This window comes from Sphingomonas aerophila, from assembly GCF_014199305.1.
Classification (GTDB): Bacteria; Pseudomonadota; Alphaproteobacteria; order Sphingomonadales; family Sphingomonadaceae; genus Sphingomonas; species Sphingomonas aerophila.
In genome coordinates this window covers 160,407-185,202 of record NZ_JACIJK010000003.1, presented here as the reverse complement: position 1 = coordinate 185,202, position 24,796 = coordinate 160,407, and the positions used below count along the sequence as shown (strand labels likewise).

The window sequence follows — 24,796 nt, the reverse complement described above, 5'->3', positions numbered from 1 at the left end:
TAGCGGGCAATCATTGTCGAGAGGATCCGCCTGCCCGTGCTTCGCCGCGCCCGTCTCCTAGCCCTTGCCTGCTCGCCCCTGGTGCTGGGGCAGGCAGTAGCCGCCCAGAACAGCCCGGGTCAGGCCATTCCTCCACAACCAACCCTGCCGGCACCGGTCGTGCATCCCGACCGCTGGCCTGTCGCGCACAGCCCCGTCCGCCGCGATCCCAAGACGGAGGCGCGGATCACCGCCCTGCTCTCGCGCATGAGTGTGGAGGAGAAGGTCGGCCAGACGCTGCAGCCCGAGATGAAGTCGATCACGCCTGACGACGTCCGCACCTATCACATCGGCTCGATCGAGAATGGCGGCGGCTCCGTGCCGAACGGCGACAAGCATGCGCCCGTGTCGGCATGGCTGGCCAAGATCGACGGCTATTGGAAGGCGTCGGTGGACCCGGCGAACAAGGGCGTCCGTATTCCGATAATGTGGGCATCGGACGCGGTGCACGGCCACAACAACGTGTTTCGCGCGACGTTATTCCCGCACAATATCGGCCTTGGTGCCGCGCGTGACGCGGACCTCGTCCGCCGCATCGGCGCGGCAACCGCCGTTGAAGTGCGCGTCCTCGGCATGGACTGGAGCTTCGCGCCAACGCTCGCCGTCGTGCAGGACGACCGCTGGGGCCGCACCTATGAGAGCTATTCGGAGGACCCGTCGATCGTCGCCCAATATGCCACGGCGATGGTGGAAGGGCTTCAGGGCACGGGCGCGCAGTTCCTGGACAAGGACCATGTAATCTCGACCGCCAAGCACTTCCTGGGTGACGGCGGCACGGATGGGGGCCGCGACCAGGGCGACAATCGCGCCAGCGAAGAGGTGCTGCGCGACGTGCACGGCGCTGGCTACCCGGCCGCGGTGAACGGCGGAGTTCAGTCGGTGATGGCGAGCTTTTCGTCATGGCAGGGTCAAAAGCTCCATGCGAGCCGGGGCCTGCTGACCGACGTGCTGAAGGACAGGATCGGCTTCGACGGCCTCGTGATCGGCGACTGGAACGCGCACGGCCAGGTGCCGGGCTGTGCCAAGGGCGACTGCCCGGCCGCCTTCAACGCGGGCGTAGACGTGTTCAACGTGCCCGAAGACTGGAAGGCGCTCTACGCCAGCATGGTTCGCGAGGTGAAGGACGGCACCATTCCAATGGCCCGCCTGGACGATGCGGTTCGTCGCGTGCTGCGGGTCAAGATGCGCGCGGGCGTGTTCGACCACGGCCTCCCATCCTCCCGCCCCCACGCGGGCAACGAAGCGCTGCTCGGCGCGCCCGCCCACCGCGCGGTCGCGCGCGAAGCGGTGGCGAAATCGCTCGTACTGCTGAAGAACGACACGCGGGTACTGCCGATCGACCCGCGCGGCCACCGCATCATGGTTGCAGGCGCGGGCGCGGACAGCATCACCAAGCAGACTGGCGGCTGGACTTTGTCGTGGCAGGGTAACGACAACAGCAACACAGACTTCCCCGGCGCGACGTCCATCTGGGGCGGAATCAGGGCAGCGGTGGAAGCAGGCGGTGGCACCGCCGTGCTCAGCCCCGACGGTCGGTTTACCGGGCCAAAACCCGACGGAGCGATCGTGGTGTTCGGTGAAAATCCGTATGCCGAGTTCCAGGGCGATCAGGCCGATGTCGCGCTGCACAGCGAGAATGCGGAAACCCTTGCCATGCTGCGCCAGTTGCGCGCTGCGGGCGTGCCGACGGCTGCCGTGCTGCTGTCCGGGCGCCCCCTCTACCTCAACCCGCAGATCAACGCGGCAGACGCCTTCGTGGCCGCCTGGCTGCCGGGGTCAGAGGGCGCCGGAGTCGCGGACGTGCTGATCGCCAGGCCGGGCGGCTCACCCGCGCGTGATTTCACGGGCACTCTGTCCTTCTCCTGGCCGCGGCGGCCTGACCAGACGCCGCTGAACAAGGGACAGGCGAACTATGACCCGCAGTTCGCCTTTGGCTATGGGCTGAGCTACGCGCGCCCTGCCCGCGTCGGCACCCTGGTCGAAGCGGCGGTAGCGGCCGACACGGCGGCGCCCGGCGTGTTCCTGAAGGACGGCACCGGCACAAACGGCTTTCGCCTGACCATCGGCGATGCACAGTCGCCACACATCGCAGCGGTTGGTTCGCGGGTCGCGACCTATGGCAGCGAGGCTCTGACCCTTCGCCGCGTCGACCGTCGCCGGCAGGAGGATGCCTGGGCCGCAACCTGGTCGGGGGCAAGCCGCGCCTGGCTGGCGCTGGACCGCACCGCGCCTGTCGACCTGTCGCGCGAGGCCAATGGGGCCATGGTGCTGGAGCTCGAGCTGCGAGTGGTCCGTGCAGCAGGTGGCCCCGTGTCGCTGTCCGTCGACGGCACCGCGCTGCCGATCGGCGGCGAGCTGGCCCGCCCCTCCGACTGGCGGGTGCTGCGCGTGCCGCTACGGTGCTTCGCGCAGAAGGGCGCCGACCTGACCAAGCTGAACGCGATCCGCATCGACAGCGCCCAGCCGCTCGGCCTGGAAATGTCGGGTGCGGCCTTGCGTGAGACGGCCTCTGGCGATCACTGCCCGGGGTAAAAGGCGCTCACCCGTACAAAGTAACGGGCGGCGTTGGCCTGATCCCCCAAGGATCAGGCCAGCGTCGGCTGCAGGGTTGCCGTCTTCAACGGCCCCGGCAATCGGCGCAGATAACGCCTGACGTCGTGCTGGATACGCCCCCAACGGCTGAACTGGATAATCCACGCCTTTCGCGGCAGATCCGTCGCGTTCCGGCCAGCCTGGTGCAAGGTATAGGGTGTATGGATCGCCACGCCGCCCAACGGAACCGACATGGAATCGCGTCATCGTTGTCGACGCTGTCACAGCGCCACCCTTGCGGGCCCTTTTCGCGCGAAAATGGCTGGTGGGGCAACAACGGCATCCGATGGCTACCCGGTACGAAGCGCATGCACCCATTATCGACCGTCGCGTCCTGAAACGGGATCCAGAAATGCAGCGCGCCCATCCGCGACGGCGCGAAACGCATAAAAGCTGCGTCCTGATGCCACGGGGTCTCGGCGGCGTTGCAGGGCGACTTACAGATGAAATGGTCGAAGCTGTAGGACGAACCGCCCACCAGGGGTTTGGCTAGCCCAACGCACTGGCGAAACACCTCCGTGTCGAGCAGCACAGGCTGCAGGGCGCCCGCATGCTGGATCTCCAGTCGATCCCATTCCTCGCCGGACGAAGCACCAAGCTGGTTGCCCGGCAGCATGTCATAGATCAGCTTGGAAGCCCTTGACCGCGCGTCCACGCGCTTCGCCTGGTGCACCAGCTCGTCGAACAATCGTTCGACGATCCGGAGCGAGTCGGGCGTGAAAGCCTGATCCAGCGTTGCGAAGCCTTCGACCTGCAACGCCTTTTGCGCGACACTGATCGCGTCCGTGCCACCGACCTCCACGACCATCGACGCCTCCCGCCAGCCCGATTAGCACGGCCGCGCGATGACCGCGCCTCCGTGACAATGTTCGGGTACATGGCCACTTGCGCTACGGCGCACGGACCAACACAAGTCACGATCAATTGTGACGGTCCGGCCGCCAAGTCACCGCTTCACTCTACTGACTTGGCCCGATCGGGATTCACGACAAAGCCGTGAATACCACGATGCCCCTGCCTTGGCCCAAGTTACGGTTTTCCCGCCTAAAGATGAAACGGCCGCTTGATGTTTGCGGTAACAGTCGAGAAAGTCCGTGAAGCGCCGGGCCGACACTTCGGCCAGCCCTCGCTCTGGTAGCGCGTCAGATCAGCTGACGCGCAATCGCCTGCGCTACCATGTGGGTGCGGTTCTTGGCCCGAATTTTCAGACGCACATGGTCGATATGCTTTTCAACTGTCCGCGGCGCGATGCCGAGCTCCAGTGCTGCTTGCTTGGCTGAGTACCCCCTCGCCACCAAGCTCAGAATACGAAGCTCTCGATCCGTCAACTGCGGCTCGACTTCCTCCAACGAGTTCATAGCCCGTCCTCCCGTTGTCGATTTACCAGGCGTATTCGACGCCCGACTTCTACCATTGTGAAACCACTCTGACTGTAACGTATGTTGAACGCAGCATGATTCATGGCAATTCAAGGTAAGAACATAGTTGAGTCTCGGTTAAGGCAACAAGCTTGCCGTTTTTACTTGGAGCCGACTTTGTCAGGTTTTGGCGTGCGATCGCAATACCGTAGACGGCCCAGAGCATGCCGGCGGTCTTGATCGAGAATAGCGAATAGGTGATCGGGAGGCAGGTCGCGATGAACAGCGCGACGCCGCCGATCATGTGGCGTGCTTCCGGATTGGTTCGGCCAGTGACAGTCAGCGCGAGCCAGATGCCCACGAGTCCAAGGATCGACTGGGTCAGTATCAGGTACGCCCAACCCGAGTTTGCGGCGACGATACCGCCCTTGCCATAGAAGCCGAGCAAGTCACGCGTTCCAAATTACTGCTGAACTGTGTTGAACACTAGTTCAAGTTAGTTTCGATCACAAGGTCTACTGGCGATGGTGAGAACGCTACCAAGGCTCGCAGTTCATCCGCCTTCAGGATGCTAAGGTGCCGGTAGCGAAGGTCGATAATCCCGGCCTTGCGCATCGTCTTCAATGTCCGGTTCACGTGAACGGACGTTAGCCCGCAAGCGTCGGCCAGGTCGAGCTGCGTCACCGGGAACTCGCATCCGTCGTCCGTTCCGATACCCGCTCGCTTTGCGCGCGCCATGATATCCAGGAACAGCAGCCCGAGCCGAGCGCTTGCCGGCCTTCTTCCGACCGTCAACATGCGGTCTTCAACCGAGGCCAGTCGTATCGCCCCTGCCCGGCGGAACGCGAGAAGAAGCTTTGGCCGGTCCTCGAAAGCCAGTTCCAGCCGTTCCGCCGGGATGGACAACTGCTCGATGTCGGTGATCGCCTGCAAGGTGACGCCGTGGACCCCCAGAAGATAGTCTTCGCAATCGCACGGCTCTCCAGGCAGCACGAAGGAGATGATCTGGCGGTCGCCACGCTCCGTCATCTTTGACAGGCAGGCCCAGCCGGAGATCAGCACCGATACGGACGAGCAAGGGTCACCCTCCCGAAACGAGTCCTCACGCGCGCGAAGATGACGGTGTGGAAACAGGGCAAGGCTGTCCAGCGCCGCACGATCACTGCTGTCAAGATCGGCGAGACGTTCGAAGTAGCGGGTCAGTACAGACCCCATCCTGCTCGTCCTTCCGTCGCCCTTACCCCCAACAGGCTAGGAATTCAGAGGGTGTTAGCAACCTAGGTCAAAGCGGGTGGGAGTTTCCGGTCTGCCCCGATGCTTTGCCCAGGACAGCCGTAACGGTTTCGGATCAAGCCGCGCAGAGAACTACGACCCGATAATACCGAGTTTGCGACAGGCAGTTACTGGAGGACAAGGCGCTGGCCGGCATGGCGCATGACGCCCCGGTAAGGAGAGACATTTGCTGGACCTCGGACAGGATCTGGGCCGGAACGACGGGTGGCGCGCTCATGCGGCATGCTCGGCTTCCATCATGGGCCAAAGCGATCTGTCGCCTGCCCATTCCACCATTCTTGCCCTGATGGCCGAACTGGGTGCGTGTTCGGCACTTCTCACATTTCACCCCGATACCGGCGCACGGCCCACGATCCTGTCGTCGCTGGGCGTTCCGCTTTCCGTGGCAGGCCTGGATGCGCTGCTGGAAGCGGCGGCCGCGGCGGCCCCCTCGGATGATCACACCGTCGGCCATGCCGCGCAGCATACTGCGTGCTGGACCCAGGCGGGCGATGTTCTGGTGCTGCCCTTTGTCAGCAGGGCTTCATCCAGCCGCATCATGTTATCCATGACCTTCAACGGCGCCATGCCACAGCGGCGGGGTATCAGGGCGGCGTTGCACGACTGCTGGCCCCTGCTCGACGGCTATTTCCGCTGCTGGCAGGGTGAGCGACATTGGCGCGGGCGCACCTTGGCAACCGAGGCCGCTCTGAACCTGCTCGATTTCGGCGTGGTCCTGGTCACGCGCGCGGGACATGCCTGCTTCGTCAACGATGCGGCGGACAAGATGCTGGACGCCGGCCATGCGGTGCGCCGGCGCGGTGGCGTACTGGTCGCGGCAAAGCTTGCCGAAAACATGATGCTGCAATCATCCCTGGCGTCCGCCATCGCCGCCAGCGACAGATCCATGGCCGAGATCGGGCCATCGGATGGCGGATCACTGCTGAAGCTTGGCGCACAGGAGCACCGGCTGATCTGCGCCGCCGTACCGCTGGACTCACGGGCTGAGCTGCCCGGCGACTGTGCGGCCATGCTGATCCTGATCGATCCGGCTTACGATCCCGACCGCCTGGTTCAGCCCCTGTGCCGCCTTTACGGCTTATCTCCAGTTGAGACACGCCTGGCCTGCCATCTTGTGCGTGGAGCCTCGCTGGGCGACGCGTCCAAGGCGCTGCGGATCAAGGAACAAACGGCACGTAGTTACCTGAAGCAGATATTCGCCAAACTCAACGTCCGTCGGCAGGTGGACCTCGTCCGGATGCTGCTGACGTCGGCCGTGCGCAGCCGCCCTTTTTCCCCCAAAACCAGCGTTCTGCACCTCGCCCCCAAATAGGGGGAGTGATTACCAAGATCTTGGGGGAACAGCTTGCGCGAAGCTGGGGGTACATCAAATCCAATCAAGGTCTCACAGCTAAGCTCGGGCAAGATCCGCCAGCAACGGGCGACTCCCGACATTGATAGTGAGATTAACAGGAGGATGTTCTGATGAAGACTAAGCTGTACACTGCAGCCAGCGCTCTGGCGTTGTGCATGGTTCTGCCCTCAGTGGCGCACGCCCAGGACTCAAGCTCGGCGGGCCAAGCCAACAATGGCAGCAATGCTTGGACTGACAGCGCAAACACCAACAATGCCAACAACACGACGACGAACACCAGCACGCCAACGGACAACTCGCTGACCAACAGTCAGAACGACAGTTCGGACAATTCGACGGATACCCGGACAACGACCACGACGAATACGGATGGGTCGAATCGCAGCTCCGCTGACGGGACTTATGCTTCGAACAACGGCGGCACCTCGACCAACTCGTCGACCAACGGTTCGAACAATCCCGTGACCACGACGGACAACTCGAACAACAGCACCGCTGACGGGGCATACGCCTCCAACAATGGCGGCACCTCGACCAACTCGTCGACAAACGATTCAAACAATCCGATCACGACGACCACCACCACCACCGATGCGTCCAACAGGAGCTCGGCCAACGGCGCCTATGCCGCCAACAACGGCAGCACCACGACCGACAACTCCAACAACAGCACGGCTGACGGCCCTTACGCTGCCAATAACGGGGGCACCTCGTCGAACTCTTCGACGAACGACTCGAACAACGACAGCTCCGACCGGTCGACCAGCGGATCGTATAATGCGACCGGGTCGTACAACGCCGACAGCCGCGACCAGTCGAACAGCTCGACCAACGACTCGTACAACGCGACCGGGTCGTACAACGCCGACAGTCGCGACCAATCGGACAACCGGGATCAGTCGAACAACTCGACCAACGACTCGTACAACGCGAACGGGTCCTACAATCCCGACAGCCGTGACCAGTCGGACAACTCCACCAACTACTCGAACAATACGAACGATTCGAACAATACGGACAGCCGTGATCAATCGGATCGCAGCTCCGCGAGCGGAACCATCGCGGCGAATAATGGCGGCACGATCACCTACTCGAATGACGCCAGTGACAACTCGACCACCGGCCCGGGCGGGATCCACGGTGTGTTCGGCGACACTGCCCAGATTTCCAGCGCCAGCCTGTCGGGCACGGTGTCGGGAATCGAGGTCAGCTATGGCCGGGGCGAAGGATCGGACCGCTCGTCCAGCGGCGCGATTAACAGCGGTGCCGGCGCTTACCAGTACTTTGCCGGCATCCAGGCCCAGAACCAGAGCACCGCGCCTGGCGTGAACCAGAATGCGAATGTCAACGTCTCCGCCAGTGTCGGGACACTGACCATTCGTTAACCTGAACCGCGGGCGGGCCTGACGCTCGCCCGCGGCCTTTTCTCTTGGGAGCTCAAGGTAATGTTGCTCTCGTTTGTCGCCGCCATGGCCGCCGCTGCGGCCACTCCACAAGAAACTCTTCCGGCCACGCTGGACTTGCCGGTCGTACCAACCGACCAGACGACGCCTGCCGCCCCCGTGCAAACGAGCGCGTTTGCCTCCGCCACCCCACTCGAGGCGAAAGCCTTGGGCCAGGAAACCGCACGCGAGGACCTGGCGCAGATCGCGCAGGCGAACCAGGCGGCAAGCGTGTCGCACAACAGCGTCAACGGCAACTCGCAGACGGGCTCCGTCACGTTCAGCGACTCCGCCTTTCAGGGCGTCCGAGGGCTGACCGTCGTCAACGCCAACTCCGGCAACAACGTCGCGGTGAACTCCGCCATGAACGTCAACATCTACTTCAACCCGGCGCCATGATCCGCGTTGTCGTCGCGCTCGCGCTGGTCGGTACAGCCGCCCCCGCGTTCGGCGGCGAGGAGAGCAAGCGCTTTCTCGGCACCAGCCAGCTCTACGATATCAGCGTTCCCGTTCGTTCGATGCAGGCGATGCGGTTCGCCGGCGTTGTCCGTCAGCGCTACGATTTCAGCTGCGGCTCCGCTGCGCTCGCGACATTGCTGCGGATGTACGGCGACCCGCATGACGAGATCGCGGCCTTCCGCGGCATGTGGGCAGAGGGTGATCGCGCCCAGATCCGCAAGCTCGGATTCTCCCTGCTCGACATGCAGCGCTATCTCAAGGCGCGGGGCATCGCCGGGAACGGGTACAAGGTCTCGCTGGATGCGATCCGGCAGGCCGGTGTTCCCGGGATCGCGCTGATCAACCGCCAGGGTTACCGCCACTTCGTCATCATCCAGGGTGTGCGCAACGGCGAGGTGCTGGTCGCCGACCCGTCGCTGGGCCTCCGCGTGGAACAGCAGGACCGCTTCCAGGAACAATGGAACGGGGTGTTGTTCGTGCTCGACTCGGCCGTTCCTCGCGGCAAGGCGGTGTTTAATCAGCCGGCACGGTGGGCCGCCTATCCCCGTTCGCCCTTCAGCCGGGCCGCCGGAGCGCTGGATCAGCAATCCTTGCAGCTCGCCATGCCCGGTTATGGGGAGTTCTGAGCCATGTCGCGCTCGATCATCACCGCCATGCTGGCCGGTTCGCTCCTAGCCCTTCCGGTTTCGGCACAGGCGCGTCCGCAAGCCTTTCCGAGCCAGCAGGCCCTGCCCCCCGAAACGCTCGACCAGATGCGCGGGGGCTTTGACCTGCCGAACGGCATGATCCTGACCATGGGCGTGACGACACTGACCAGCGTCGACGGCCGCGAGGCGCTGCGCACCGTGCTGAAGGTGAATGGCCCGGAACAGACGCTCGCCACCTATGCCGACACCGGCAACGGCCTGGTACTTGTCCCAACGCAGCAGGCTCTCGACGGCGTCCAGACCGCGCTCGGCAACGTCCGCGTGAACAATGGCGCGGGTACGGTGCAATTATCGGGTGCGGGCCTGGACGTGTCGCACCTGATCGGCACGGCGCTGGGCAGCGTCGTCGCGAACAGCGCCGACAACCGGACCATCGACGTGCAAACCACCCTGGACATCACGGTCGGCGGCGTCCGCCCCGAGCTGCTCGGCGGCGGGATGAGCGCGGTCAACAATGTCGCTGCGGAGGCTGCCATACGCCTCGCTCGCTGAACAACATGGGGGATGAATGCAGGGGGGAACACGCGCGCTCTTTATCTGGACCGGTCCAGCATTGCTCAGCCTTTTGGCGGCTCCCGCCGTGCAGGCGCAAACGCCGCCTCCGGGTGACGTCGACTCGCTACGGCACGAACTGGCGGCGGCGAAGGCGCAGATCGCCCGGCAGGAGGAGCGACTTCGCGCGCTGGAGGCGAGGCTGGATCAGGTGGCCGCGTCCGGGTCAGCCGCGACTGCGCCCGTGCCGCCGGTTCCAGGAGCCATCCCGGGCACCCAGCTTGGCGGCCCGGTGGAACAGGTCGGCGCCGCCCCTGACGACTTCGACCAGCCTCCCTCCGTCGCCGTTCTGGGCGATCAGGGCAGCGTGCTGACGCGGGCGGGGCAGCTCACCACCGAGTTCCAGGCCGACTATACCCGCCTCGACCGCAACCGCGCGCTGTTCCGGGGCATTTCCATTGCCGAGGCAGTGCTGATCGGCGCCTATGACATCAACGAATCGCGCCAGGACATCCTCACCGCCTCAATCGCGGCCCGATACGGCCTGTCACGCCGGTTCGAGATCGGCGTGCGCGTGCCTTATGTGTACCGTGCCGACACCACGATCCTGGCACCCGTGCAGTCGTCCGGTACGCCGTCGCAGGCCTTTGACCCGCCCAGGACAGCGCGGGACAATGGCATCGGCGATATCGAGTTCCAGGCGCGCTATCAGCTGACCCGCGCCCGGCCGGGCCGCGCCTTCCTGGTCGCGAACCTTCAGGCGGTGGCGCCGACCGGCACCGATCCGTTCAAGATCCGGCGCAGCGCCACGGGCAATCCGCTGGAGGCCGCCACGGGCGCGGGCTTCTGGAGCGTATCGCCCAGCGTTACCGCCATCCTGCCAACCGACCCGGCGGTGCTGTTCGGCACGATCGGCTATGGCCGTAACTTCGGCCGCTCCGTTGATGCGCAGGTCGGCGGCATCCAGGTGCTTTACGTCAATCCGGGCGACCAGATTTCCGCCAGCGCCGGTATCGGCCTGTCCCTGAACGAGCGGACCTCCTTCAATCTCGGCTACGCGCATACATGGAGCCTCGGCACCTTCACCCGGACCCGCCCGCTGGAGCCGGCAAACAGTCCGGTGCTGGAGATGACGTCACGCGACCTGCAAATCGGGCGGCTGCTGTTCGGCGTCAGCTATCGCGCCACGCAGAGGCTGACGCTCAACTGGTCGGTCGAAGTCGGCGCGACTCAGGATGCGCCGGACATGCGAACCGTTCTGCGGGTGCCGTTCGAGCTTCTGTCCGGGCGTCCCTGATCGGGTCAGGCCTGCACCTTGGGTTTCAGCACCGCCACGGGCTTGTCGAACGTTTGTCGTTCGGGCGCGCGCTGGAAGCGGCGATAGACGGCCCACACCAGCACGGGGCCGGCAACCAGCACCACGTCGATGGCAAGCACCGCCGGCACCGCGGGTCGCAACAGCATCGCATGGCCCAGGGCCGTCGCGACTAACCCAGCCAGTGTCGCTCCGCGCAGCCGCACCGGGGTCACCGCCAGCGGCCACACGATCGCCGCCACCAGCAGCAACGCCAGCCCGCCCCAGAACCCTGCGACCAATGGCGCATCGGCGCCTGCCGCGGCGCGCAACCACAGCGTCGCGATCAGCGCCAGCGGCGTCCCCCACACCAGCGCCGTCCAGCTAGCGTCCAGCCGATCGCTGCCCATTCCGCGACGGCGGCGCTTGGTCAGCCACAAGGTGGTGCCCGTTGCGGTCACCACGCACAGCGCCAGGCCGAGCAGCATGTATGCGACCTCCACCATCAGCCCGCCGAAATTGCCGAAGTGCAGGTTATAGGTGGACGCCGCGAACTGCCGACCGATTGCGCCGTCTGACAGGCCTGCCGGCCCCATCCAGCGCCCCGCTGCGTCGAAGCTGTAGCTGTCGCCATAGACCAGCCGCCGCGGGAGCTCACCCAGCACCTGAACATGCTGACCGCGGGTGCCGGGCTCATGCACGATGACATAGGTCGGACGGGCGGAGGGCACGCGCGCGGCGAGCGTGGTCAGCGCCGTTCGGATGTCCGGCAGCGCTGCAGACGCCGGATCGGACTTGGCCTCGGCGCCATAGATCGGGGCATAAACGCGCTCCAGATCACCACCTGTGTACGCCTTGGCCAGCACGGAATAACCGACACTCGACAGGCCGATGAATGAACCCGTCAGCGTTACGGCAAGAACAAAGGGCAGCGTCCAGACGCCAAGCCGGTTGTGCCAGTCGGCCCGCGCGATCTGCGGGTCGTGGCGCGCGCGCAGGCAAAAGGCGTCTCGGACGATGCGTGGATGCGCCAGCACGCCCGTTATCGCCAGCGCCGCCAGAACCACGCCCAGCATGCCCACCAGGATCATGCCCCAGTTCACGGGCAGGTGGAGATATTCGTGCAGGCTGATGACCATCTCGGTCCAGGCATGGGCCTCCCGCCCCGCGAGCCGCCCGCCCTCGTCAACGTACCAGGCGCCCGTGTCGGTGGTCACCACCGCACGGGGCAGGTCGACGTTGGGCATGCGCAGGTACAGGTGGGTGGTCGCCGGCTTGCCCGCACCCTGGGCCATCGCCGCGACCATTGCCGATTGCGCAGCCGCAGGCGACAGCGTCGCGACTTCTGCGATGCTCGGCTGTTCCCAGCGCTGCAGGCGGTCATGGATCACCACCACCGTTCCGGTCAGCGCGATGATGTAGAGCAGCGCGCCGGCTAACAGTCCCAGCGCCGCGTGACCGCCCAGCGCCCGCCGAACCAGAAGCTGCCCTTTCACGGTCATCCAAGGCTCCACATCAACGCACCAAGCGCGCTTGCGCCAACTGGCGCCCCGATCATCTGTATGGGACCGCTACGTGTCATCTGCCATGTCATCAGGCCGCCCCAAAGCAGGGGCTGAAGGAACAGCATCAGCACGATCGCATTTGCCTCCCCTCCCCCCGCCTGGCGCACCAGCGCTTGCGCTCCGAATGCCAGCGCCTGGGCGCCAACGAACGCGCCGGGCACGACGAGCGTGAACACGGCCAGCCGGCGCGCAAGGTCACGCGGTCGCCGGGGCATGGTGACGGACGCGGGCTCGCGCGCCGGCCGCCGGACGCGAACAGGCGCGCTCCAACCGGCTCTCAACACCATGGCAACCGACGCGATCATTGCGGCAAGCGTTCCGGTCGCTAGCCCCCATGCGCCTGCCTGCCCGGCCAGAACGACAAGCGAAAGCGCGGCCAGGCTCCAACCGCCGACAGCCATGGCGCGCTGCGCGCCCCAGCCAAGGCGGACCAGCGTCATCGCGACCAGCATCGCAACCAGGGCCGCGGCGATCACCATCAATAGGCGATCCGGATCGTACCCAGGACGGTGCGCGGCGCCCCGTAATAGCCCTGGTCATAGGTCAGTCCGGTCAGATAGCGGCTGTTGGTCACGTTGCGCAGGTTGGCGCTCAGCGACAGCTTGTCGGTCAGGCGATAGCTCGCGAGCAGATCCACCAGCGCATAGTCGCCCTGCGTGATGCGCGCGGCGACACCCGTCGCGGTGGTCGCGTTGTAATAGATGCGGCTTTGATACTGCACCGACGCGCCGACCTTGAACTGCTGGAGCGCTGGCGGGGAGTAGCTGACGTTCAGGCGGCCGGTGTTGCGCGGCACAAAGGTGCGCGCCGGATCTCCCTGCTCATCATCGACCCGCATCAGCGTGTAACCGCCGGTCACCTGCAGTCCGGGTGCAAGGCGCCCCCCGACTTCCAGCTCTATGCCCTGTGATTTGGCATTCACCCCTTCATAGAAGGTAACGCCGTTTGCAAAGCCGGCGTTCTGCGCCGTGTTGTCCTGCCGTGTCTGGAACAGCGCGGCCGACGCGTTGAAGCGTCCGTTAAACCATTCCCCCTTCACGCCCGCTTCAAGGTTGTTGCCCTTGATCGGGTCGAGCACGCGGTTCAGCCGGTCCACCTCCGTTTGCGGATTGAAGATGGTGGAATAGCTCGCATAGGCGCTGATATTCTCGTTGAGGTCCAGTGTCGCGCCGACGAACGGCAGGAACCGCATATTGTCGAAGTTCACTGGCACCCCGTACGACGTGCCGCTGCTGACCGCGTGCGTCACATTGCCGCCGACCATAAGCTTCAACGGATCGGCCAGGTTGAACCGGACCATGCCATAGGCCGTCTCTCGCCGCGTATGCCGGTCGAGACTCAGGTCGTATTGCGCCGGGAAGTCTGGCCGAACCGCACCGCCGGCCAGGATCGTGTCGAGCAACACCGGCTGATTGATCGCGCCATAGCTGGAATATTGCCGGTAGCTCTGCGCGCTGCGGTTCACGCCCAGCATCAACTCATGCTCCCGCCCGAACAGCGACACGGGACCGGTCAGATAGGCTTCCAGCGTCAGGTTACGCGTTGGTGCCTTGAACGCACCGGGATAGTCGAACAGCCCGGCGCCACTTGTCCGGTCTGGGTTGCCATAAACGTAGAACAGCTCGTTCGTCTCATCCGTCGCGCGACGGATCGCGCTGAGCCGGGCGACCCAGCCATTGCCGAACTTGTGAGTCAGGTCGCCAAAGATCTGCCGGTCGATCACGCCCCAGCTCGACCAGTCGGGCGCCGTGCTCGACGACCGGTCATAGCTGATCCGCGTTCCATCCGAATAAAGCAGCGGCAGCGCGCCCCACAGGGCGCCGTTGCTCTTATGGTCCTGATGCCCGTAACCGGCACTGATCACCGTGTCGGGGCCAAGGTCTGCTTCCACCACGCCATATCCGGTCCAGCGGCGCAGGTGATTGCGGTCGAGATAGCTGTCCGTATCGAAGTACGCGCCCACGGCGCGCGCGCGTACGCTTCCATCGCTGGTCAGCGGCACGCTGATATCGGCGTCCAGGCGCAGGTTGTCGTAAGAGCCGTACTGGGCGCTGGCCGACGCCTTCAGGTCACGGGTCGGGCGCTTGCGGATGAAGTTGATCACGGCCGACGGGTTGCCCGTTGACGACAGCAGCCCCGGCGCGCCGCGCAGAACCTCGATGTGATCATAGATGGCCGTATCGATCGACCCGGTCTGGATGCCGAACGCGAACGGCACGCCGATGCCGTCGATCTGAAATGTCTGGATGTCGAAGCCGCGCGCCGAATAGTAGACGCGATCGGTGTCGGAAAACTGGACGTTGACGCCCGGCACCGTCGACAACAGCGCGTTGACGTCGTTCAGCTGGAAATCTTCGATCTGGGCGCGGGTGACGATGCTGACCGATTGCGGCGTGTCACGCAGGCTCAGGGGCAAACGCGTCGCAGTGGTCTGGCCATTGATGGTGTAATCATCACTGCCCGCCGTTTGCGCGCCCGTAACGATCACGTCGTCGGCACTCGGCGCGTCCGTGCCCCGCTGCGGATCGGTCATCATGTCGGGGGCCGAAGCGGTCGCAGCGGCCGGTACCGTGGCCGTTGCTGCCGTTGCGAGCAGCGCCAAGATGGCGGTCATTCTAATTGTCTCCCTGGTCGCCGCCGCCCTAACCTCCACCCCGCGCTATTGCAAGTCATTCGCACTAGCATGGGCCACAACGTGCTTTGCATGGGAACTCGCCGCGCCAGGGGCTGCAAAGCGCCGACATGGATGCGCACAAAAAAAGCGGCCCGCTTCCGTAGAAGCGAGCCGCCAGGGGGGACCGAAAAGTCAGGCCGCTTTGGCGATGCCGGAACCAAGGGCGCCCAGTTCGCCCGTTTCCCGCCCGCGGCGTCCATAGAAGACTTCAAACAATGGGCTGGCCATCATGGTCGTGATGATTGCCATCAACACCAGCATGGAAAACAGCGTGGGGCCGATAATCCCCTTCTGCAGGCCGATGTTGATGATGATGAGTTCCATCAGCCCGCGCGAGTTCATCAGCGCGCCGATGCCGAGCGCTGTGCGATTATCTTCACCCGACAGCCGCGCTGCCAAGTAGCAGGCGCCACCCTTGGCAAGCACGGACGCTGCCAGGATGCCAAGCGCGATCAGCAGCAACGAGGGCGAGTTCACCATGTCCATGCGGGTGTTCAGCCCCGAATAGGTGAAGAACATCGGCAGCAGCAGGACAACCGTAAGCGGCTCCAGCTTGCGCTTGATCTCCTGGGTCAGCTTGCCCCGTGGCATCACCGCACCAAGGATGAAGCCGCCGAAGATCGCGTGGATCCCGACCACGTCCATCAGCAATGCCGAAATGCAGAACGCAATCATGACGATGGCGAACGCCGTGATGCTGAGCTCGCCTTCGCGCTCCACCATCCGGCCGAGCGGCGCGAGCAGGCGCGGGCCGACCAGGATCACGAACGCCGCCCAGGCGACCCCGCCACCGATCGCCAGGATCGCCACGCCCGGACCGCCGCCAAAGGTCGCGAGCACGATGGCAAGCACGCACCATGAGCACGCGTCGTCAAAGGCGCCCGCGGTGAGCGACAAAGTGCCAAGGGCGCTGTCCGCCAACCCACGCTCGTTGATGATCCGCGCCAGCATCGGGAACGCCGTCAGCGCGATACACGCGCCCAGGAACAGCGTTGCGTTGAACTGGCTTATCCCGACCGCGAACAGGCCGGGCACGTCCAGCAGCATCGGCGTAATCAGCACGGCGATCGCAAACGGCGCAGCGATACCGGCCAGCGACACCATTGACGCGCTCCTGGCCTTGGTCTTGAAATGGTCAAGGCGCAGAGTGGTGCCGACCAGGAACATGTACAGCCCCACGCCCAGCTGCGCGCCGGCGTACAGGACGCTCTTGGTTTCCTTCGGGAAAATAGCGCCCTGAATGCCGGGGAACAGGAGGCCGAGCAGCGACGGCCCCAACACTACGCCAGCGATCATTTCGCCCACCACTTGCGGCTGGCCGAGCAGCTTCTTGCCCAGCCAACCCACCACTCGACACGTCACTAGGATCACGGCGAGCTGAAGAAAGAAATGAACGCTGAAATCGCCGGGCGTGTAGCTTTGGGCGGCAGCCTGTGTCGCCGGTCCATGCGGAGCGAATGTCCCCAGCGCGGTTTTTTGAAGGCTTTCCAGCCAGCCGATCATCACTCACCCCTCCCTTGCCGACCTTTTCAGATCGTTCCCGGCCGACAGGAAGCAGAGCAATCGCAGGCTTCGCAATGGCCCAATGCGACACTCACCGACGATTTTCAGGCCCGTAAGCAGAACCGTTGCCAACGAGCCACAACGTAGTAACGTGCCTACATCGGATCGTGGCACAAGTAGGCAGGTAGGTACATGAAAGTTGTCACCAGTCGCGCATTCAACCAGGATGTCAGCCAGGCAAAACGCCTAGCGCGGGCAGAGCCGGTGTTTGTGACGGACCGGGGTCGGCCGACCCACGTGCTGATGAGCTACGATTCGTTCCGGCAGCTTGCCGGCGGCGGTGAATCGCTCGGGGACCTGCTCGCGATGGACGATCCCGTCGTTGCAGAGCCTGCCTGGGGCTCGCCCGCATTGTGGGGGCGCTGATGCATTTGCTCGACACCGCCGTGCTGTGGGAACTGCGCAATATCCGCGTTGGGCGCAGCGATCCCGCGCTGGCGGCCTGGGCCGCCGCCCAGTCCCGCACCCAGTTGTTTCTGTCCGCCCTGACCCTTGCCGAACTCGGCGCGGCCGCGGCGCAGATTGAACGAAGCGACAAGGCCGCAGCCGCCGCGGTCCGGCGCTGGATCGACGAGCGGGTCGTTTCCGCCTTTGACGGGCGCGTGCTGGCGGTGGACGCCGCGGTCGCACGGCGCGCGACCCAGCTCGGCTACCCTGCCCTGCGCGACGGCCTGATCGCCGCAACCGCGCTGGAACATGGCCTGACGCTCGCGACCCGTAGCCCGGCCACGTTCCGCCTGGGCAAGGTCAAGACGGTCAATCCCTGGGGCTATACGCCAGAGGCGGTCGAGGACGATGACGACTGGCGCCAGGCCAGCCGCGGCCCGTGGCTCAAGAACCTGTTCGTGCGCGGCTAACCGGCGCCGCGGCGAACTGCTCCACCAGCGATCGGTGCGACGGCAGGTCGCGCGTCGCCCGTTCGCCAAAGCTTCGCACCCGCGCAAACAAGCGCTGCGCTTCCGCCATATCAGGGAAGTCGGCGCGGCCGGCCGACAAGTCGGTCCGGAAGCCCATGCCGTATAGGATATACTGGTAGTTGAAGAACGCGAAGGATTCGACATCGAGCAGGAAGTCGAACCGGCTGGGCGGGCGGAAGCGCCACTGTTCCAGCAGCTCGCGCAACGACTCCGGTATGCTCGCCGGATCGGCATTGTCCCGCCAGAACGGCTCCGGTCGCCGACTGAGGCAATAATGAAGCTTCAGAAAGTTGACGATGTTGGCATAGCGCGCGGTCATCAGCGCGTTGAAGCGTCGCGCGGGCAGGTCAACGGGCCCGTGGTGCGGGAACAGCTCGGCAATCATGCCGATCGCTGCCTCGATCAGCACCACGCCTGTCGACTCGAGCGGTTCAAGGAAGCCGGCGGCCAGGCCCACAGCGACGCAGTTGCCAATCCAGGGCCGCTCACGCCATCCCGCCTCGAACGACAGCCGGCGCGGGGTTACCTCGCCCGCCGCGGCGCCCAGATACTCCGCCAGGATCTCCGCCGCGCGCTCGTCGTCGACGTAACCGCTCGCGTAGACACAGCCGATGCCCCGTGCCCCGGGAAGGCCGATGTCCCAGATCCATCCCGCCTGGTGCGCGGTCGCCACGGTGTAGCTCTCGATCGGCGCATCCGGCCGATCGTAGGGCAGCTTGCAGGTAAGCGCCCGATCGGTGAACAGCTGATTCTTGATGGAGTGAAAGGGCGAACCCAGCGCCCGCCCGATCAGTTCGGCGCGAAAGCCGGTGCAGTCGATGAACAGGTCCGCAGTCAGATCGCCCGCATCCGTGTCGAGCCGGGCAATACGGCCGTCGTCGCCGATGACAACTTCCTGCAACCGCCCGGACAGGTGCTCCACGCCCAATTCCCGTGCCCGCGCTGCCAGGACGGACGCCAGCCGAACCGCGTCGAAGTGGAATGCATAGTTGAGAGGACCTGCGAAGTCCCCTTCGCCCGGTTGCTTGGGCGCTCGTTTGGCTTCGGCAACGCGGTTCTGGATCGTCACCGCCTCCGCGAATGGCGGCCTCGCCTCTTCGTCCTGCAGGAGCCAGTACGGGACCAAGCTGGTGCCCTCTGCATGGAAGGGCGGCTCGAAGGGGTGAAAATAGCTGTGCGGCTGATCGCCCGTTGCCGGCTGCCAGTCGGTGAACCGCACGCCTTGCTTGAAAGTGGCCGATGCGTCGCGAACGAAGCTGCCCTCGTCGATGCCAAGGAAGCGCAGCGTGTCACGGATGGTCGGAAACGTCCCCTCCCCGACCCCGATGATGCCGATCTCAGGCGATTCGAGCAGCGTGATCCGAACTGACTGGCCCAGCGCCTTGGCAAGATAGGCCGCGGTCAACCAACCAGCGGTCCCGCCACCCACAATCACGATCCGGCGACCATCAGACATAAGCGCCTGCATAGACGATCCGTGGCGGCTTCAACAGCGTATTGGCGCGCGCGCCAGACACAAAGCGGCCCGACGATAACGCCGGGCCGTAGGGGCGCTCAGGGAGCTCACCTGGCGATGCGTGTCGGCTGCCCGTGGGCAGCGGAAGTTATTGCGCGTTGCTGAGGGTCGCGCTGTTGTCGGCTTCAAGCGTTCCGTTGCCCTCGTCCGCCGGCAGGGCCGTGTTGTCGGACAGGAGATCGCTGTTGCCCGTGAATTCGCTATTTCCGGCGAAGTCGTCGCCCGCACCGGCTTCGTTGGCTACCACGCCGGTGTCGGCGGAGCTGTTGCTGCCAGCCTCCCCCTTGCCGCAGGCAGCGAGGGACAGGCCGGCGGCTGCGAGCAGGACGATCGTCTTCTTCATAGGTTTTCCTTCGTTGTTGATCGGAAATGCCGGCCACTGCCGTGCGCCACCCCCGTCCACAGGGTAAATGGTGGGACGGACGCGGGCCAGGCCGCCTGTTGCTGACGAGACGGGGCGCACTGTTGCGCTATCCACCATTGAACGAGTCATCTCGCCACCTCCGGACAGCAACATACCCTATCATTGCGGTAGGAATTGAAAGAAGAAGTTGCACGCGCAATAGCTCGTTTAATGTCGACCTCACGCTGCGGTGGCGCTTTGACGTTCAATCGCCGCCATCTACGCGGCAGCCAGTGATCTAGAGTGAATTGAGGATATGACGGTGACCGATGCGGAACTTGCGGGGGATTTGGCAGGCGGGCTTGGCCTCGACGTCGTGCCCTGTGGCCCGGTGATCGGCGCCGAGGTGGCGGGCGTCCACCTCTCCGACCCGATCGAGCCGGACGTCGCGAGTGCGCTTCGTGCCCTGCTGCTGCGCCACAAGGTGTTGTTCCTGCGCGACCTCGACCCCAGCCACGAACAGCACCTTGCGCTGGCACGGGTCTGGGGAGAACTAGAGGGCCATCCGGTCATCAAGCACGTTCCGGGCTATCCCGAGATCCTGGACATTCGCGGATCGGAAGGCCGGGTGGAGGACGCCGCCACCGATCAACGCTTTCGCGTGCTCGACAAATGGCACGCCGACGTCACCTTCCGCGCCGCGCCGTCGATGGGGGCGGTGTTGCGCGCGCGGGAGCTGCCGGCGAGCGGCGGTGACACGCTGTGGGCTGATGCCGCCGCCGCTTTTGATGGCCTGTCGGACGAGGTGAAGGCGCGCATCGAGGGCCGCACGGCGACCCATGATCTGTTGTTCGATTTCGGTGACCGCATCGCGCCAGAGCGTCGTGCAGCAATGGCGGCGGAGTTCCCGCCGCAACACCACCCCATCGTCCGCATCCACCCCGAAACGGGTGCAAGCGTCCTGTTCGTCAACGCAAGCTTCACCAGCCGGATCGACGAGATGGACGAGGTTGAGGGCGCGAAGCTGCTGTCCCACCTGCTCGATCGGTTCAAGGTGCCCGAATACCAGGTGCGCTTTCGCTGGACGCCGAACGCGATCGCCATCTGGGACAACCGCGCGACGCAGCATTATCCCGTTGCCGATTACTGGCCCGCGCGCCGGCGGATGGAGCGGGTCACCATTGCTGGCGACCGCCCCTTCGGGCCGCGCTGACCCGCAATGCCGCATCGCTGGGCATGGCCGGGCTTTGCGTATCAGCAATAATGCTTTGTTGGGCTGGCGGCGGCGCGGGGCCAACTGGGCTGGCATGACACGTCTTCTTCCGCGCCGCATGTCCTTTGGCGGTCAGGTCCTTCTCGGCATGATTGCCGGCCTGCTGCTCGGCCTGATCGCCCGGGATCTCCCGGGTGGCGAAGCCGGGTGGCTCGCCCAGATGCTGCACACGCTTGGCCAAAGCTTTGTGCAATTGCTGAAAGCGTTGGTGCCGCCGCTGGTGTTTACCGCCATCGTCAGCTCGATCGCCGCGTTGCGCGACCTGGATAATGCGGCGCGGCTGGTGGCGCGCACGCTCGCCTGGTTTGCCATCACTGCCCTGATCGCCGTGTCTATCGGCCTGGTACTTGGTGTCACGCTGCAGCCCGGCATCCATGCCGGTGTTGACCGGGCGGCGGGCGTGATGCCGTCCACCACAGGCAGCTGGGTTGACTTCCTGAAGGGGCTGGTCCCGGCCAACTTCCTGGGGCTGACGGCGTCGACCAGCCAGGCGGATGCGCGGTTGTCGACCACCCTGTCGTTCAACGTCCTCCAGATCATCGTTGCCGCCGTCGCGACGGGAGCCGCAGCGGTGCGTGTCGGTGCAGCGGGTGAGCCGTTTCTAGCCTTCAACGCGTCGGCGCTCGCCATCTTCCGCCGGCTGCTGCGCTGGGTGATCGCGCTGACGCCGATCGGGTCCGCCGCGCTGATCGGCGATGCCGTGGTGCGCTATGGCTGGACCACCCTGTCGAGCCTTGGCGCCTTTGCAGGCGCGGTATACCTCGGCCTCGCGCTGGTCTTGTTCGTCGTTTACCCATTGTTGCTGATGGCCAATGGCTTGAGCCCGGCGCGCTTTTTCTCCGCGGCTTGGGCCGCGATCCAGCTCGGCTTTGTGTCGCGCTCCTCGATCGGGACGCTGCCGGTGACGGAGGAAGTGACCGAGCGCGCGCTGGGCGTGCCCCGCGGCTACGCCAGCTTTGCCGTGCCGTTGGCCGCGACCACCAAGATGGACGGCTGCGCCGCCATTTATCCGGCAGTGTCGGCGATCTTCGTCGCGCAGTTCTTCGGCATCACGCTCCACCCCTCCGATTACGCGCTGATCGTCTTTGTGTCGGTTTTCGGATCGGCCGCGACTGCCGGGCTGACCGGGGCGACGGTGATGTTGACCCTGACGCTCTCGACGCTCGGCCTGCCCTTGGAAGGAGCCGGGCTGCTGCTCGCGATCGATCCGATCCTCGACATGGGCCGCACCGCCGTCAACGTCGCGGGTCAGATGCTTGTGCCGCTGATCGTTGCGAAGCGAGAGGGGCTGCTGACCAGCCCGGCATCGACCACCGCCGACACGCCGGTACTCACCCCCGCTACGTCTGGCTGACGCGACGCACTTGATCCCGTGCCGCCGTCGGACGATGGCGCAGGCGTGAGCTTCCGAGAAACGATGCCGCCACGACCAGCGCTGCCCCGAGCTGGGGCGACTACGCAGTGCTGACCCTATCCCCGGGTGAGGCGCGCCGGATCGCCCTCACCGCGCAAGGGTTCAACGGCATCGACCGGGACGCGTCGGTGAATGCGGCACGCGTCCGCCGCACGATTCGACACCTTGGCCTGTTGCAGATCGACAGCGTCAACGTCCTGGTCCGGGCACACTACCTGCCGCTCTTCTCACGCCTTGGCAGCTACCATCGACCGATCCTGGATCAGGTCAGCGTCGAGCGGCCGCGCCGCTTCTTCGAATATTGGGGTCACGAAGCGTCGCTGCTGCCCGTCGAGGCGCATCCACTGTTTCGCTGGCGCATGGAGCGCGCCCGGGACGGCCAAGGCATCTGGCAACGGCTGGCGCCCTTCGCCGGCGACCGACGCGGTGAAGCCGACGCGCTGCTCGCCCGCATCGCCAACAATGGCCCGCTTGCCGCCTCCGACGTGTCCGCCGCCGTGCAGGGCAAGGGGATGTGGGAGTGGAGCGAGGCCAAGCACGCACTGGAATGGCTGTTCTGGTCTGGCCTCGTGGCCGCCACTCACCGCCGCACCAGTTTCGAGCGGGTTTATGACCTGCCCGAGCGGGTGTTGCCCGCCGCTGTGCTGGCCCTGCCCACCCCGTCGGCGCGCGATGGGCAACGCGACCTGCTCGCCCGCGCCGCCCGGGCTCTCGGTGTCGCAACGGCGGGGGACCTGCGCGATTACTATCGCCTGCCTGTCAGTGACGTCGCGACTCTGCTTGGCGAACTGGTCGAAGCGGGCACGATCACCCCTGTACAGGTGCGCGGCTGGCGCCAGACGGCCTTTCTCCATCGCGATGCGGTTGCCGGCCGGCGCCTGGGGCGTGGTGTATTGCTGTCCCCCTTCGACCCGCTCGTCTGGCGTCGCGAACGGACGGAGCGCTTGTTCAACTTCCGCTACCGGCTTGAGATCTACACGCCAGCCGACCAGCGCGAGCATGGCTATTACGTCCTGCCGTTCCTGCTCGACGGTGCACTGGTCGGCCGCGCGGACCTGAAGGCTGATCGCGTCACCGGCCGCCTGCTCGTCCAGCAGGCGAGCCTGGAACCCGATGCCCCGCCCCATGCCGCCGCCGCGCTCTGGGCGGAGCTCCAGCGGATGGCGAACTGGCTGGAATTGGTGCCGGTCGATCCGCAACGTTCCGCGGCCATGCTCGACCCTGCGAGTTGAATCCGGCAACACAGGCCCGACATGGGGCTCGCCATCCCGCCACCGACGGCAGCGATCCGGGTACAGGAGCAACACGTGAAGGCGATGACCGTAGGTTCCCCAGCAACGCTGGACACGCTCGGCTTTTCGGAGCGTCCCGATCCGGGCGCACCCGGCCGGGGCGCTATCCGCGTGGCGCTGCACGGTAGCTCGCTCAACTACCACGACCTTGGCGTCGTCACTGGCCACATGCCGGCCAGTGCGGGCCGCATCGCCCTGGCGGACGGCAGCGGCACCGTAGAGGCCGTTGGAGAGGGCGTCACCGAGTTCGCGGTCGGGGACAATGTCGTGTCCTGCTTCTTCCCGGACTGGCAGGATGGCGCCCCGACGATCGGTGATTTCTCGCGCACGCCGGGGGACGGTATCGACGGCTTCGCGACGGAGGTGGTTGTCGCCCCTGCGACCGCTTTCACCCACGTTCCCAAGGGCTATGACGCGGTTGAGGCGGCAACGATCACCACGGCCGGGCTGACCGCATGGCGTGCGCTGGTCGGGGAAGGCGGGCTGAAGGCCGGCGATGTGGTGCTGCTGCTCGGCACTGGCGGCGTGTCCATCTGGGCGCTTCAGATCGCCAAGGCGATGGGCGCGACCGTGTTGCTGACATCTTCCTCTGGCGCGAAGCTGGACCGGGCACGCGAGCTCGGCGCCGATCACGTGGTCAACTATCGCGAGGTGCGCGACTGGGGTCGGGCCGTACGGGACTGGACCGGTGGGCGCGGCGTCGATCAGGTGCTGGAGCTCGGCGGTGCGGGAACGCTGTCGAACTCGATCGAAGCGGTTCGGGTCGGCGGCCACATCGCCCTGATCGGCACTGTTGCCGGAGTGACGGGTGACGTGCCCACCGCTGCCCTGATGGGCAAGCAAGCGCGGCTGCAAGGCCTGATCGTCGGATCGCGCCGGCAGCAGCAGGACTTCGTTCGCGCCATCGACACCGTTGGCATCCGGCCGGTGGTCGACCAGCGTTTCCCCCTCGACCAACTGCCCGAGGCGTTCCGCGTTCAGGCGGCGGCGGGCCATTTCGGCAAGATTGGCATCGAGTGGTAGGACAGGCCCGGAAGGGCGCCGCGCCCGACATCAACAACCATGATGTCCGGGCGACAAAATTGTTCAACTAAGCTGTTGAAAGAACGCGATCCTCTCCCATATCGCGATCACTGTTCAACAACTGAAAGGAGGTGGTCGAATGTCTCATTGTCCCATGCCGCTCGTGGCAAGCCTGATGGGTGCGAC

The 24,796-nt window shown here is 65.3% G+C and carries 23 protein-coding genes; 13 read left to right on the top strand and 10 right to left on the bottom strand.

Going from position 1 to position 24,796, the window contains the following annotated elements:
- Positions 1-36 precede the first annotated feature (36 nt).
- A complete protein-coding gene (locus tag FHS94_RS05770) occupies positions 37-2,571 on the top strand; it encodes a glycoside hydrolase family 3 protein (protein ID WP_343055181.1) in 2,535 nt (844 codons plus the stop codon).
- A gap of 85 nt (positions 2,572-2,656) precedes the next feature.
- Here FHS94_RS05770 and FHS94_RS05765 read toward each other — a convergent pair whose 3' ends face one another.
- From FHS94_RS05765 to FHS94_RS05750, 4 genes are all read right to left on the bottom strand, one after another.
- Positions 2,657-3,439 carry a phytanoyl-CoA dioxygenase family protein gene (locus FHS94_RS05765; protein WP_184055607.1) on the bottom strand — a complete coding sequence of 261 codons (783 nt, stop codon included), beginning with the start codon at positions 3,437-3,439 and terminating at the stop codon, positions 2,657-2,659.
- A gap of 334 nt (positions 3,440-3,773) precedes the next feature.
- The gene (locus FHS94_RS05760; protein ID WP_184055605.1) at positions 3,774-3,989 is read right to left on the bottom strand and encodes a response regulator transcription factor; all 216 of its coding nucleotides are present in this window, start codon (positions 3,987-3,989) and stop codon (positions 3,774-3,776) included.
- Between the two features lie 100 nt (positions 3,990-4,089).
- A complete protein-coding gene (locus FHS94_RS05755) occupies positions 4,090-4,437 on the bottom strand; it encodes a hypothetical protein (protein ID WP_184055603.1) in 348 nt (115 codons plus the stop codon).
- A gap of 38 nt (positions 4,438-4,475) precedes the next feature.
- The gene (locus tag FHS94_RS05750; RefSeq protein WP_184055602.1) at positions 4,476-5,204 is read right to left on the bottom strand and encodes a Crp/Fnr family transcriptional regulator; all 729 of its coding nucleotides are present in this window, start codon (positions 5,202-5,204) and stop codon (positions 4,476-4,478) included.
- 244 nt (positions 5,205-5,448) lie between these two features.
- On the opposite strand from FHS94_RS05750, the gene FHS94_RS05745 reads away from it, so the two are divergent.
- The 6 genes from FHS94_RS05745 (at position 5,449) to FHS94_RS05720 (ending at position 11,033) form a co-directional block, all read left to right on the top strand.
- Positions 5,449-6,594 (top strand): helix-turn-helix transcriptional regulator, encoded by a 1,146-nt coding sequence (locus tag FHS94_RS05745; protein ID WP_184055600.1) that lies wholly within the window; start codon positions 5,449-5,451, stop codon positions 6,592-6,594.
- Between the two features lie 152 nt (positions 6,595-6,746).
- On the top strand, positions 6,747-8,021 hold the full coding sequence (locus FHS94_RS05740; RefSeq protein ID WP_184055598.1) for a serine-rich family protein: 1,275 nt from the start codon (positions 6,747-6,749) through the stop codon (positions 8,019-8,021).
- 60 nt (positions 8,022-8,081) lie between these two features.
- The gene (locus tag FHS94_RS05735; RefSeq protein ID WP_184055596.1) at positions 8,082-8,477 is read left to right on the top strand and encodes a hypothetical protein; all 396 of its coding nucleotides are present in this window, start codon (positions 8,082-8,084) and stop codon (positions 8,475-8,477) included.
- A complete protein-coding gene (locus FHS94_RS05730; RefSeq protein ID WP_184055594.1) occupies positions 8,474-9,163 on the top strand; it encodes a C39 family peptidase in 690 nt (229 codons plus the stop codon). The genes FHS94_RS05735 and FHS94_RS05730 overlap by 4 nt, the downstream gene beginning before the upstream one ends.
- Before the next feature lie 3 nt (positions 9,164-9,166).
- Positions 9,167-9,736 (top strand): hypothetical protein, encoded by a 570-nt coding sequence (locus FHS94_RS05725; RefSeq protein WP_184055592.1) that lies wholly within the window; start codon positions 9,167-9,169, stop codon positions 9,734-9,736.
- A gap of 16 nt (positions 9,737-9,752) precedes the next feature.
- Positions 9,753-11,033 (top strand): transporter, encoded by a 1,281-nt coding sequence (locus FHS94_RS05720; protein WP_184055591.1) that lies wholly within the window; start codon positions 9,753-9,755, stop codon positions 11,031-11,033.
- Positions 11,034-11,038: 5 nt separating this feature from the next.
- Here FHS94_RS05720 and FHS94_RS05715 read toward each other — a convergent pair whose 3' ends face one another.
- The 4 genes from FHS94_RS05715 to FHS94_RS05700 all read right to left on the bottom strand — a co-directional run bounded on the left by FHS94_RS05715 (position 11,039) and on the right by FHS94_RS05700 (position 16,772).
- On the bottom strand, positions 11,039-12,532 hold the full coding sequence (locus tag FHS94_RS05715; RefSeq protein WP_184055589.1) for a PepSY-associated TM helix domain-containing protein: 1,494 nt from the start codon (positions 12,530-12,532) through the stop codon (positions 11,039-11,041).
- Positions 12,529-13,074: a hypothetical protein gene (locus FHS94_RS05710; protein WP_184055587.1), complete on the bottom strand. Its 546-nt coding sequence runs from the start codon at positions 13,072-13,074 to the stop codon at positions 12,529-12,531. Before FHS94_RS05710 ends, FHS94_RS05715 begins: the two co-directional genes overlap by 4 nt.
- The gene (locus tag FHS94_RS05705) at positions 13,074-15,209 is read right to left on the bottom strand and encodes a TonB-dependent siderophore receptor (protein WP_184055585.1); all 2,136 of its coding nucleotides are present in this window, start codon (positions 15,207-15,209) and stop codon (positions 13,074-13,076) included. Before FHS94_RS05705 ends, FHS94_RS05710 begins: the two co-directional genes overlap by 1 nt.
- A 192-nt stretch (positions 15,210-15,401) precedes the next feature.
- On the bottom strand, positions 15,402-16,772 hold the full coding sequence (locus tag FHS94_RS05700; protein ID WP_184055941.1) for a cation:proton antiporter: 1,371 nt from the start codon (positions 16,770-16,772) through the stop codon (positions 15,402-15,404).
- A 192-nt stretch (positions 16,773-16,964) separates the two neighbouring features.
- On the opposite strand from FHS94_RS05700, the gene FHS94_RS05695 reads away from it, so the two are divergent.
- Together FHS94_RS05695 and FHS94_RS05690 are read left to right on the top strand one after the other, a co-directional pair.
- Positions 16,965-17,198, top strand: coding sequence for a type II toxin-antitoxin system Phd/YefM family antitoxin (locus tag FHS94_RS05695; RefSeq protein WP_184055583.1), 234 nt, complete (start codon positions 16,965-16,967; stop codon positions 17,196-17,198).
- A complete protein-coding gene (locus FHS94_RS05690) occupies positions 17,198-17,689 on the top strand; it encodes a PIN domain-containing protein (protein WP_184055581.1) in 492 nt (163 codons plus the stop codon). The genes FHS94_RS05695 and FHS94_RS05690 overlap by 1 nt, the downstream gene beginning before the upstream one ends.
- On the opposite strand, the gene FHS94_RS05685 is transcribed toward FHS94_RS05690, so the two are convergent.
- Positions 17,664-19,205, bottom strand: coding sequence for a tryptophan halogenase family protein (locus FHS94_RS05685; RefSeq protein ID WP_184055579.1), 1,542 nt, complete (start codon positions 19,203-19,205; stop codon positions 17,664-17,666). The genes FHS94_RS05690 and FHS94_RS05685 overlap by 26 nt on opposite strands.
- Positions 19,206-19,353: 148 nt before the next feature.
- Positions 19,354-19,608, bottom strand: a complete 255-nt coding sequence (locus FHS94_RS05680; protein WP_184055577.1) for a hypothetical protein — start codon at positions 19,606-19,608, stop codon at positions 19,354-19,356.
- A 322-nt stretch (positions 19,609-19,930) separates the two neighbouring features.
- On the opposite strand from FHS94_RS05680, the gene FHS94_RS05675 reads away from it, so the two are divergent.
- The 4 genes from FHS94_RS05675 to FHS94_RS05660 all read left to right on the top strand — a co-directional run bounded on the left by FHS94_RS05675 (position 19,931) and on the right by FHS94_RS05660 (position 24,610).
- Positions 19,931-20,821 (top strand): TauD/TfdA dioxygenase family protein, encoded by an 891-nt coding sequence (locus FHS94_RS05675; RefSeq protein ID WP_343055180.1) that lies wholly within the window; start codon positions 19,931-19,933, stop codon positions 20,819-20,821.
- A gap of 94 nt (positions 20,822-20,915) precedes the next feature.
- On the top strand, positions 20,916-22,235 hold the full coding sequence (locus tag FHS94_RS05670; RefSeq protein WP_184055572.1) for a dicarboxylate/amino acid:cation symporter: 1,320 nt from the start codon (positions 20,916-20,918) through the stop codon (positions 22,233-22,235).
- Between the two features lie 107 nt (positions 22,236-22,342).
- Complete coding sequence (locus FHS94_RS05665; RefSeq protein ID WP_184055570.1) at positions 22,343-23,527, top strand: DNA glycosylase AlkZ-like family protein; 1,185 nt, start codon at positions 22,343-22,345, stop codon at positions 23,525-23,527.
- A 75-nt stretch (positions 23,528-23,602) separates the two neighbouring features.
- Positions 23,603-24,610, top strand: coding sequence for a zinc-binding dehydrogenase (locus FHS94_RS05660; RefSeq protein WP_184055568.1), 1,008 nt, complete (start codon positions 23,603-23,605; stop codon positions 24,608-24,610).
- The last annotated feature ends 186 nt before the right edge of the window (positions 24,611-24,796 follow it).